Origin of the sequence: Gluconobacter aidae (assembly GCF_009547075.1) — a bacterium.
GTDB lineage: Bacteria > Pseudomonadota > Alphaproteobacteria > Acetobacterales > Acetobacteraceae > Gluconobacter > Gluconobacter aidae.
In genome coordinates this window covers 33,210-44,669 of the sequence record NZ_WIPH01000003.1, presented here as the reverse complement: position 1 = coordinate 44,669, position 11,460 = coordinate 33,210, and the positions used below count along the sequence as shown (strand labels likewise).

The 11,460-nt window shown below is 62.0% G+C and carries 9 protein-coding genes; 5 read left to right on the top strand and 4 right to left on the bottom strand.

Annotated elements, in window-relative coordinates:
• Nucleotides 1–120: 120 nt before the first annotated feature.
• Both GFJ39_RS02405 and GFJ39_RS02400 read right to left on the bottom strand, forming a co-directional pair.
• Nucleotides 121–543 (bottom strand): flagellar biosynthesis regulator FlaF, encoded by a 423-nt coding sequence (locus tag GFJ39_RS02405; RefSeq protein WP_325062795.1) that lies wholly within the window; start codon nt 541–543, stop codon nt 121–123.
• Nucleotides 544–676: 133 nt separating this feature from the next.
• Complete coding sequence (locus GFJ39_RS02400; protein ID WP_228391745.1) at nt 677–2,197, bottom strand: flagellin N-terminal helical domain-containing protein; 1,521 nt, start codon at nt 2,195–2,197, stop codon at nt 677–679.
• A gap of 178 nt (nt 2,198–2,375) precedes the next feature.
• On the opposite strand from GFJ39_RS02400, the gene GFJ39_RS02395 reads away from it, so the two are divergent.
• The 4 genes from GFJ39_RS02395 (at nt 2,376) to GFJ39_RS02380 (ending at nt 7,969) form a co-directional block, all read left to right on the top strand.
• Nucleotides 2,376–3,608 (top strand): putative DNA modification/repair radical SAM protein, encoded by a 1,233-nt coding sequence (locus GFJ39_RS02395; RefSeq protein ID WP_153429459.1) that lies wholly within the window; start codon nt 2,376–2,378, stop codon nt 3,606–3,608.
• Entirely contained in the window at nt 3,605–5,095 is a 1,491-nt protein-coding gene (locus GFJ39_RS02390; protein WP_325062794.1) for a UdgX family uracil-DNA binding protein, read from the top strand. The genes GFJ39_RS02395 and GFJ39_RS02390 overlap by 4 nt, the downstream gene beginning before the upstream one ends.
• Nucleotides 5,096–5,274: 179 nt before the next feature.
• Nucleotides 5,275–6,381 (top strand): HlyD family secretion protein, encoded by a 1,107-nt coding sequence (locus GFJ39_RS02385; protein WP_153429458.1) that lies wholly within the window; start codon nt 5,275–5,277, stop codon nt 6,379–6,381.
• Nucleotides 6,382–6,391: 10 nt separating this feature from the next.
• Nucleotides 6,392–7,969 (top strand): DHA2 family efflux MFS transporter permease subunit, encoded by a 1,578-nt coding sequence (locus GFJ39_RS02380; protein ID WP_153429456.1) that lies wholly within the window; start codon nt 6,392–6,394, stop codon nt 7,967–7,969.
• Here GFJ39_RS02380 and GFJ39_RS02375 read toward each other — a convergent pair.
• Complete coding sequence (locus GFJ39_RS02375) at nt 7,963–8,631, bottom strand: TetR/AcrR family transcriptional regulator (protein ID WP_153429455.1); 669 nt, start codon at nt 8,629–8,631, stop codon at nt 7,963–7,965. The genes GFJ39_RS02380 and GFJ39_RS02375 overlap by 7 nt on opposite strands.
• 98 nt (nt 8,632–8,729) lie before the next feature.
• Between GFJ39_RS02375 and GFJ39_RS02370 the strand changes: the two genes are divergently transcribed.
• Nucleotides 8,730–10,307, top strand: a complete 1,578-nt coding sequence (locus tag GFJ39_RS02370; protein WP_325062793.1) for an efflux transporter outer membrane subunit — start codon at nt 8,730–8,732, stop codon at nt 10,305–10,307.
• Nucleotides 10,308–10,356: 49 nt separating this feature from the next.
• Here GFJ39_RS02370 and fbaA read toward each other — a convergent pair whose 3' ends face one another.
• The gene (gene fbaA, locus GFJ39_RS02365; RefSeq protein ID WP_153429453.1) at nt 10,357–11,433 is read right to left on the bottom strand and encodes a class II fructose-bisphosphate aldolase; all 1,077 of its coding nucleotides are present in this window, start codon (nt 11,431–11,433) and stop codon (nt 10,357–10,359) included.
• Nucleotides 11,434–11,460 lie beyond the last annotated feature (27 nt).

Genomic DNA, 11,460 nt, shown 5'->3' with positions numbered 1-11,460 from the left:
TGTGACGACATGCGAGGCACGGTACCGCCTCGCATGGTTCTGCTTCGGAGCATGAAAAAGGGCGCCTGGCTGAACCGGCGCCCTTTTTTTAGTTGGGAAATGCTCGGTTGCCGGAAACGCTCAGCCGACGAGTTCCAAAGAGGATTTCGTGGCCGACCCGCCATAGGCCTGAGACGGAGACGGCGTCATGGCATAAGGCGCGGGTTCCGTGGACAGGCCTTCGATCATGTCGTTGTTGACATCGACGAGGGGCTGCAGGTCTTTCGGTGCGTTGAAGGCCGCATTGGAATAGCGCATGGACCACGACCCGACCTTGAGAATGTCATCGCGCAGCACGGGCGGAAGGGGGCAATCGACCCGTTCGACGCTCAGGGACAGGATGCTCCACAGCTTCAGATTGGCTGCCAGCGCCGCGACCTTCTTGTCATGATCTTTTGCCTGCGTCAGCAGCGTATTGACGTGCCGGAACGCCATAACCTCGACTTCCCGGGAAGACAGATAGCTTCCGGACTGTTTCTGGTACTGTGAGGCTGCATAGGTCACGAAGGCAAACTCCTTTCGGAAAAGACTGTTTCAGAAGCCTGTGCGGGAAAGGCACCAGGCTTCTGAAACAGTCCTGCCGTGGCAGGGGGGATCTGGAAGGGGCCGGATGAACCGGCCCCCTTCAGAAACCTGATCAGCCGCGGAAGAGGCTGAGCAGGGTGGACGACTGCGAATTCGCAATCGACAGGGCCTGAACGGCGAGCTGCTGCTTCGTCTGAAGCGAGGTCAGCTTTGCGCTTTCCGCTGCCAGATCGGCGTCCGTCAGCGCGCTGACACCCGTCGTCAGGGCGTCGGACAGGCTGGACGTCGTGGTCTGGAGGTTAGCGATCGTCGTGCTGGAATAACCGATCGTGGACGCCGTGCGCGTCACGCTGGAAATCGCAGCCTGAATGACGGCGCTGACGACTGTGGCGCCAGTGACGGCTGTGGCTGTGCCGGTGAAGCCCGCAGGGGTACCGGCTGTTCCGGCGGTGAAGGCTCCGGAGGTGATTTTGCCCATCGTGGTATTCGTGGCAGAAATGGAATTGCCTGCGATGGTCAGGTTGTTGCTGGAATCGCGGGAGACACCGAAGCCCTGATATTCCATAGCCTGCGTCATCAGGTCGACCTCTTTGACGCTCTTGACGCTGGATGTCCCGCCTGTAGCGGACATATTTTTTGCGGCAGATGTATCGACGTCCGTGACAACAGTCTTGGTCGTCACGTTTCCATTGGCGTCGAAGGCTGTGTTAGCGGTGTAAACGGAGTTGCCATTGCCGTCCTTGGACTGGACGATGCTATCACCGTTCTTCAGAGAGTAGGTGATCGATCCATCGGATGCTGTTGTCTGGGAGACAATAGCATCCGTCGTGCCCGAAATCGCCAGTGTCCCGTCCGAATTGAGCGAGACATCGCTACCACTCCCGCCGACTGCCTTACTAAGCACGCCCAGAGCGTCGCCCTGTCCGGCAGTAGACTGGTCGTCCGCGATGAAGTTGTAGGTGACAGCAGGGTTCGTTGCGCTAACAGTGCCGCCCGTTCCAGCTGCCGCAACGTTCTCCATCTGGATAGCTGGATTTGATCCGAGGGCAGTCGAGGCTGCAGTCGGGTCGCTACCGAGTGCCAGCAGGGAGCCTTGCGTGTCCATGCTCAGATTGGACAGGCCCAGACCTGCGGAGGTCACGTTGAAGCCGTTCTGCGTGAACATCGTACCCTGGGAGTCCATGGCGGTGGACAGGGTCGTGTAGGTCGTGCCGTTGCCCGTCTGGCCGGACAGCAGGTTCACGCCCTGGAACTTCGCGCCGGTGGCAGCGGAGTCGATGGAGGCCAGCGTTTTGGTGATAGCGTCGTTCAGGGTCGAGTTGTCAACGCCCGTCGTGTTCGTGCCGATCGTGGTCGCGAGCGACTGAAGGGCGCTCGAGATGCTCGACAGGCCGGTCGTTGCGGTGTTCAGCACCTGAGCGGAGAACTGAAGGCCCGTGGAGACACCCGACAGCGTCGAGATCTGGGCGGTCATGTTCTGGGCAATGGAGTACATCGCGGGATTGTCGGACGCCGTGTTGACGGACTTGCCCGTGGAGACCGCGTTTTCGGTCTTGGTCAGGTCAGCCGTCGTCTGGTTCAGGCTCTGGAGCGCGGCCATTGCCGCAGTGTTCGTATTGATTGACAATGACATTGAATCTGTTCTCCGTCGGTGCAGGTTTGCGAAGTCAGGATAGGGGGGAGTGGTTAACGGAAGCTGAATCTGCTCCGTTAAAAAAAGCACTCCCGGAATAACGGAAAACTAGGAAATAACTGGTTAAATTCACGATTTCTCTTGCGATCCCTATCTTGGAACGAAATAAGAACACGCAATGAAGAAATCCCTTTCCCAGCGTCTTGCGATTCTGTCCGATGCGGCGAAATACGATGCGTCCTGCGCGTCCAGCGGCTCGGGTCGGAGGGACTCGGCCAGAAGCGGCGGTCTGGGCTCCACGACGGGGAATGGGATCTGTCATGCCTTTACGCCGGACGGCCGTTGTATTTCCCTTCTCAAGATCCTGCTGACCAATTTCTGCGTTTATGACTGCGCGTATTGCATCAACCGCTCGTCCTCGAATGTGGAGCGCGCGCGCTTTACGCCCGAGGAAGTCGTATGGTTGACGCTGGAGTTCTATCGGCGGAACTGCATTGAGGGGCTGTTCCTGTCTTCGGGCATCATCCGCTCGTCCGATCATACGATGGAGCAGCTTGTGCAGGTGGCGCGGGACCTGCGTCTGAAGCACGGGTTCCGGGGCTATATCCATCTCAAGACCATTCCCGATGCATCGCCACGTCTGCTGGAAGAGGCGGGGCGTTATGCGGACCGTCTGTCGATCAACGTGGAAATGCCGACCGTGGCCGGTCTGGAGCAGTATGCGCCGCAGAAAAAGGCGGGCGGTATCCGGCAGGCCATGGGCGAGATGCGCCTGAAAATCGATGCGGGCAGGGAACGCAGCCATACCGGGCGCCGGGCCGAGCGCTTCTCGCCGGGTGGGCAGAGCACGCAGATGATCGTGGGGGCGGATGCGGCGTCCGATCAGGATATTCTGGCCAGCAGCGCCAATCTTTACGGCTCCTACGGGCTGCGGCGTGTCTATTATTCGGCCTTCAGTCCCATTCCCGACGCTTCGGCTTTGCTACCCGCGAAAAGTCCGCCGCTTCAGCGCGAGCACAGGCTCTATCAGGCGGACTGGCTGTTCCGGTTCTATGGATTTGCGTTCGGAGAACTGACGGCTGGCCGTGCGGATGGAATGCTCGATCTGGAGCTGGACCCCAAGCTGGCCTGGGCGCTGGACAACCGGGCGCTGTTTCCGGTCGATCTGAACCGGGCGTCGAAGGAAATGCTGCTGCGGGTGCCGGGGCTGGGGATCAAGGCCGTGGCAGCCATTCTCCGGGCGCGGCGCCATCAGGCGGTGCGGCTGGAAGATCTGGCGCGGCTGAATGTCTCCATCCGCAAGGTGCGCCCGTTCGTGCAGACGCCGGGCTGGAGTCCCGCCCGCCTGACCGATCGACACGATCTGCGCAGCCTGTTCAGCCCCGCGCCGCAGCAGATGAGCCTTCTGTGACGCGTTATGTCCTGATGCTTGAGGACAGTGCCGCGTTCGAACCCTGGCGGGAGATGGCGCGGGCAGCCTTGCAGCGCGCGATCCCGCCCGAGGCCCTCGACTGGCGGATCCGGGGTGGGGAGACGGATCTTTTCGGCCAGATCACGGATGATGGCGCTGGACTGGAGGCGCTGACGGCCCTGCCTGTCGCGAAAACCGTGACCTTGCGGGCATCCTGCATCGCTCTGCTGCGGGATCTGCTGTGCCATTCCGATCCCGGTCGGTTTGCGCTGGCCTACCGAATCGCCTGGCGGGTGCAGAGCAATCCGCATTTGCTGGAAGTGACGACGGATGCCGACATCGCCAGGGCGCGGATCATGGTGCGGCAGAACCGGGAGGACTGCCACAAAATGGCGTCTTTCCTCCGCTTCCGGGAAGATCCCGTCCAGCAGTGCGAGAGGCGGCGGTTCCTCGCCTGGTTCGAGCCGCAGCATCATATTCTCGAACGTATCGCCCCGTTCTTCTCGAAGCGCTTCACGGACATGGACTGGATGATCCTCACCCCGCGCGGATCTATCCGCTGGGACGGAAAAGAGCTGGTGTGCAGCCCGGAACCCTGCGAGCAGCCGGAACTGGACGACGGTTTCGGGGAACTGTGGGACACCTACTATGCCTCGACCTTCAATCCGGCCCGTGTGCGCACGAAAGCGATGCGCCGCGAAATGCCCGGCCGTTACTGGAAGAACCTGCCGGAAACCCGCCTGATCCCGCAGCTTGTCGCAGGAGCGGAGGCACGGGTGCGGACGATGGCGGAACAGGAACTCCGGCCCGCCCCGGCCTTTCATGAGCGCCTGCGGGCCCGTGAGCAGCGTCCGGCCGGGCCGCCGCTGCCCGATATGGCGGAGACTCTGGACGTGCTGGCCCGGCAAATCCGGATCTGCACAGCCTGTCCGCTGCACTGTCCGGCCACGCAGGCGGTTGTGGGAGAAGGGCCGCCAGACGCGCGCATCATGATCGTCGGAGAGCAGCCGGGGGATCAGGAGGATCTGGCAGGGCGTCCCTTCGTCGGTCCGGCGGGGCAGTTCCTGCATGAGGCGCTCGCCATGGCCGGAATCGATCGCGGCACGCTGTATCTGACGAATGCCGTCAAGCATTTCCGCTTCCGTCTTCAGGGGCGCCGGCGCATCCATCAGAATCCGGATGCAGGACATGTGGTGGCCTGCCGTCCCTGGCTGGAGCAGGAAATCGCGCTGATCCGTCCGAAACTCATTGTTTCGCTGGGGGCCACGGCACTCAGGGCGCTGGACGGGCCGGGCATGGCGATGTCGGATGTGCGTGGAACATCATGGACGGTGGGGACGGGCGAAAATACTGTCCGGCGTCTGGCACTTGCCCATCCGTCCTGGCTGCTGCGCCTGGGGAAAGGGACGCAGGGGAACAGCGAGCGGCGGCGCTTCGTCGAGGGGCTCGCCCGTGTGCAGGACGTTCCGAGTCCGTGGGAGGCGTGAACGACGGAGCGAGCGGTGGCGTGCGGGAGAATGGAAACGGATCAGTTTTTTCTGGCTTGAAGCCCGTGAGACGATATGTCATGGATGACCGAACCGATCGGTCAGTAGAGGGTTTCAGGCCCTGCACAGCACATCCGGTCACGATCTGACAGACCTGTTTTCAAAGCGAGACAAACATTATGGCGCAAGGCGATCAGGCCGATCACGCGCAGGGTGACACGACATCCGACAAGAACGGAATGCCGCAGAAAAAGCGCCATCCCCTTGTCCGTGTCGCGCTGATCCTGCTGGTGATTGTGGTGCTCGTGGGTATCGGGGCCTATCTTTTCCTGACCCGCAACAATATCGAGACGGATGACGCCTACACGGCCGGTCGCAAGATCGCCATTGCGCCTCACGTCAACGGTTACGTCACGCAGCTTCTGGTGAACGACAACCAGTTCGTCCATGCTGGTGACCTGCTCGTGCGGATCGACAGCCGCGACTATGCAGCCTCCCTGAACAAGGCCGAAGCCGCCGTCTCGCAGGCGAAGGCCAATATCGACGCCTACCAACTCATGCTGGCCGTGGCGCACAAGAACTTCCCGGGACAGCTCGTCACCGCACAGGGTAATCTTGCCGCCGCGCAGGCGCAGCTCGTCAAGGCTGAAGCCGACTACCGCCGCCAGCGTTCGGTGGCTCGCGCCGCCACCTCGCAGCAGGATATCGACTATGCCCGAGCCGCGCTGGATCAGGCCAAGGCCCGCGTGCTTCAGGCCCAGGGTCAGCTGACACAAGCCGAGCCGGTCAAGGAAAACGTGGCCAATGCCGATGCCCGCGTTTCGCAGGAACAGGCTGCCCTGGCAGCGGCCAATGCGGATCTGGTGCAGGCCCGTCTGAACCTGGAATGGACGGAAGTGCGCGCCCCACATGACGGCTGGATTTCCCAGCGTAACGTCGAGCGCGGCAACTTCGTGCAGACCGGCCAGCAGATGTTCTCCATCGTCGAGCCGGAAGTCTGGGTCGTGGCGAACTACAAGGAAACGCAGCTTACCCACATGCGTCCGGGCCAGAAGGTGGATATCGAGGTCGATGCCTATCCGCAGCTCAAACTGCATGGCCACGTGGACTCCATCCAGCTCGGCTCGGGTGAATCCTTCAGCGCCTTCCCCCCGGAGAATGCGACCGGAAACTTCGTGAAGACGGTGCAGCGTATTCCGGTAAAGATTGTGCTGGACAGCGGTCTTGATCCGAGCATCCCGCTGGCACTTGGTCTGTCTGTCGTGCCGACGGTCTACGTGAAATGAGCGACCGGACATGAGCGATACTGCCGAGAATCAGGACTGGAAACCCAGTCATAATCCGTGGCTTGTGGCCGTCACGGTTACGCTGGCGGCCTTTATGGAGGTGCTGGACACCACCATCGTCAACGTGGCGCTGCCGCATATCGCGGGGTCGCTCGGCAGTTCGTATGATGACGCCACTTGGGCGCTCACGTCCTATCTGGTGGCGAACGGAATCGTGCTGACGATTTCGGGCTGGCTGTCGCGGCTGTTCGGCCGCAAGCGCTACTTCCTGATCTGCATCACGATGTTCACCGTCTCGTCCTTCCTGTGCGGACTGGCAACATCGCTGCCGATGCTGGTGATATTCCGGCTTATGCAGGGCTTCTTCGGAGGTGGTCTGCAACCCAGCCAGCAGTCCATCATTCTCGACACGTTCCCGCCCGAGAAGCGCGGCGCGGCGTTCGGCCTGACCGCCATCGCCACCATTGTCGGCCCGGTTCTGGGCCCGATGCTGGGTGGTTATCTGACGGATAATTTTTCCTGGCGCTGGATTTTCTTCGTCAACGTGCCTTTCGGCATCCTGACGGTCATGGCCGTGACGGCCTTCGTCGAGGATCCGCCCTGGGAGCGCCAGAAGCGCGAAAAGGTGGACGTGATCGGCATCAGTCTGATTACGCTGGGTCTGGGCTGTCTCGAAGTCATGTGTGATCGTGGCGAAGATGACGACTGGTTCGGCTCGCCGTTCATCGTCACGATGGCCGTGCTGGGTGTGATCGGCGTCCTTGGGGCCATTCTGTGGCTGTGCTACGCCAAGAACCCGCTTGTCCGCCTGTCTGTGCTCAAGGACCGCAACTTTGCGACAGGGATGCTTCTGATTTCGATGGTGGGTGCGACGCTGTATGCCTCGGCCATCATCGTTCCGCAGTTCGCCCAGCAGGTGCTTGGTTATACGGCGACGACATCCGGTCTGCTGTTGGCTCCGGGTGGTGTCGCGGTGATCTGTCTGATTCCCATCGTGGGCAGGCTGATGAAGTTCATCCAGATGCGCTACATCATCGCCTTCGGGTTCTTCGCGATGGGCATGGCCATGTTCCAGGCCTCGAACCTCTATGCCGGCACGGATTTCAGGCACCTGATGTTCTACCGCATCAGCCAGACGGCCTCGTTGGCCTTCCTGTTCGTGCCGATCTCGACGATCGCCTATTCGACCCTGCCGCGCGAGCTGAACTCCGATGCGTCGGCCCTGTTCTCGATGGCCCGGAACTACGTCGGCTCGCTGGCGATTTCGCTCGCTACGGCCGCCATCATCGAGACCCGGCAGCGGCATCAGACTTATGTGACGGACCACATGACACCGGCGAACCCGGAGTTCAACAGCTATATCGCTACCGTCCAGCAGGCCGCGCAGGCGCACGGCATGGTTCCGGCGCAGGCGCACAGCTTCGCCATGTACCGGCTTTTTCAGGAGTTTACCTCGCAGGTCTCCATGCTGGCCTATAACGAGGTGTTCGACTGGATCGGCGTGATCGCGCTGTTCGTGGTGCCTCTGTGCTTCCTGCTGTCACCCAACGGCAAGAAGGAGGCTCAGGCCTCCGGGGGCGGTCACTGATGGCGGGGTTCGTAGATCTTCATGAAGCTGTCAGCGGTGAAGGCTGCAAATGTCGCAATGGCGGCATCGCTGTCATCGACCGGCAGCCCGAAGCGGCGGCGCTGGATGATGCGGACCTGGCACATGAGCAGGAACTGCTCTGCGGCCAGACCCGGATCGGCGATGTCCAGCTCTCCGCGGGTCACGCTACGGGTCAGGTATTCCGTCAGGTTGCTGAGGGTGCGGCCAAAACCGTAACGCCAGAACGTGTCAGCCAGATGGGGAAACTTGTTCACCTCGCCGACGATGATGCGATACAGCCCGAGCGCCATGGGCGAGACCAGAAGATGCACGGTCATTTCCGCAAAGCGGACCAGCGTCACGCGCACGGACTGTCCGTCGTTTCGCGACAGGGCTTCGATGGGGGCCAGGCGGCAGCGCACCTGTTCCTCGAAGAACGCGGAGAACAGGGACGCCTTCCCGTCGAAATGGTTGTAGAGTGTGCCCTTGGAGACGCCCGCCATCTGCGCGATCCGGGACATGGACGCTCCTTCGTAGCCATCCGCCAGAAAGACCGTTTCCGCGCCCTTGAGGATCTGTTCGCGCTTGGCGCATCCCGCAGGATCGGCGCTGCCCGACCAGTCGGGAGTGTCCGCGTGGTCGTCGTCCATGATGCCCGTCATCTGAGCGAAAGATCCTTTTGTCCGTCAGGTCAAGTTCCTGACATGCTGACCGAACCGGTCGGTCATCGCAAGATCATTTCCGCCTCAGGAGTTTCGTTGTGAGCGCAGCCTTCACGTCCCGCGCGCTGCTTTGCGGCTGCGCCCTGTCCACCCTGTCCGGCTGCCTCATGGTGGGGCCTGAATATCATGCGCCCAAACCCTGGGCACCGGCACACTATACGAACCATATGGCGGGTGCGCCCGATAGCATCGTCAGCGAGATGAAAGCCGACAGTCACTGGTGGTCGGTCTTTCACGACCCGGAACTGACGTCGCTGGAAGACCGTCTGGTTAACCAGAATCTGTCCTTCCGCCTTGCCACCGCCAATCTGGCGCAGAGCCGTGCTCAGCTCATCATGGCGGATGCCGAGCGCTTCCCGGCCCTGAGTGCCTCGGGCTCTTACCAGCGCAGCCAGTACAGCACGAAGCAGCTTCAGGAAATCATCGGCCATGTCGCGGGCGGCATCGCGCAGTCCGAAGGCGGCTCGATCGGCAGCACCGTCGGCCCGATGCTTCAGAATGCGGCTGGCGGCGCAACCATCCCGCTGCTGAACCAGTGGCGCAGCGCGATCGACGCGACCTATGAGATCGACCTTTGGGGCCGCGTCGCGCATCAGTATGATGCCGCCAAGGCCGACCTTCAGGCCACGGATGAGGAGCGTCGCTCCGTCCTCATCGCCCAGCAGGCCGACATGGCGCACGGCTATATGAGCCTGCGCGGCGACCAGCAGCGCCTGAAGATCCTGCGCGACAACCTCAAGGTCCTGACACAGATCGCGACCATCGCACAGGACCGCTATCGCGGCGGTCTGGTGACGGAACTGGACGTGGATTCCGCTCAGGCCCGCCTGCATGACACGCAGGGTCAGGAAGCGCAGCTCGAACAGGCCGTGGCGCAGGAAGAGAACGCCCTCGCCCTGCTTCTGGGCGCCCCGCCGGGCAGCCTGAACACCGAACTGGAAAAGAACGCCGGCGTGCCGGTTGTCCCGCCGGTGGTGCCCGTCGGCCTCCCGTCCGAACTGGCCCATCGCCGCCCGGATATCCGCGAGGCCGAAGCCCGTCTGCGCGGTGCCGTGGCCGAAGTGGGCGAGGCCACGGCGGATTTCTATCCAAAGGTCACGATCAACGCCGATTTCGGTTTCCAGACCCTGTCCTTCCGCGATCTGGGATTCTGGAACGCGCGGGCCTGGAATGTGGGCCCGTCCATCTCCCTGCCGATCTTCCAGGGCGGCCGTCTGTACGGTCAGCTTGAGCTGAAGAAATACGCTCAGAAGGCCGCGGCGATTTCCTATCAGCAGACGGTCATCAAGGCCTGGCATGACGTGGACAACGCGCTGATCGCCTATCGCGACGAGCAGTTGCGCCGCCAGGGTCTTCAGAATGCTGTCCGTGACAACGGCAAGGCGCTGATGCTGGCCCAGAGTCAGTATCGCAGCGGCCTGACGAACTATCTGAACGTCCTGAACGCGCAGGCCCAGCTTCAGTCAGCGCAGCTTGATCTGACCAATAGCGACGCGACCATGGCGACCAACCTGACGCGGCTTTACAACGCGCTCGGCGGTGGCTGGGAAGACGCGCTTCCCGACAGCCGCGATGTGGCGAAAGCGCAGCTTGCGTCTGCCACGCCGGGGCCCTGAAGTCAGGAAACCCGTTCAGGAGGCCGGAGCCTCCTGAACGCCGGTCCCGTCAGGATTTGCGGGCGATCGACCGGTCCTTGGCTCCCAGGATATCGAACGCTTCATCCAGCCGTTCGACGATGGATTTCTCGCCCACGCGCAGCCATTTGCGCGGATCGTAGAGCGATTTCATCGGCTTGTCGGTGCCGGGTTCGATCTGGTGCTGGAAGGCGACCGGATGCTTCAGAACATAGCTGCCAACGCCCTGCGCGAAGGCGAACTGGATGTCGGTATCAAGGTTCATCTTGAACACGCCATAGGAGACGGCGGCGTCGATTTCCGCGATCGTCGAGCCCGAGCCGCCGTGGAACACCAGCGGCAGCGGCTTGGGACCGCTCTGCGTGGCCTTCTGGACGGCATCCTGCGAGTTCTTCAGGATTTCGGGGCGAAGCTGCACGTTCCCCGGCTTGTAGACGCCATGAACATTGCCGAAGGACGCGGCGATCGACACCGTCCCGATCGGGGAGAGCAGCTCCCAGGCCTTCAGCACGTCCTCGGGCTGCGTATAGAGATGCGCGTTGTCCGCGCCCTCTTCGAGGTCATGGCCGATGCCGTCTTCCTCGCCGCCCGTAACGCCCAGTTCGATTTCCAGCCCCATCCCCAGAGGCGCCAGCCGCTTCAGCATGGAAGCCGAAGTCGCAAGGTTCTCTTCCAGCGGTTCCGTGGAAAGGTCGAGCATGTGGGACGTGAACAGCGGCTTGCCGGTCGCCTTGAACTCGTCTTCGCTCATCGTGATGAGGTCGTCGAGCCAGGGGATCAGTTTGCGGTCGGCATGATCGGTATGGAGGATGACGGCGATTCCGTATTCCTTCGCCAGAAGATGGACATGACGCGCCATGGAGGCCGCGCCGAGCACGCGGGCACGATGGACATCCGGCAGTCCTTCGCCCGCATAAAAACGCGCGCCACCGTTGGAGACCTGGATGATGACGTCCGAGTTGTTGCGCGCGGCGGCTTCCAGAACGGCGTTGACGCTGTCGGTGCCGACGACATTGATGGCCGGGAGAGCATAGCCTCCGTCGTGGCAGGCCTTGATCAGGGCCGTATAGCTGGCGCCACTGACGACGCCGGGAGAAACTCGTGACATTGACGACTCCAACAGAACGCATGAAAC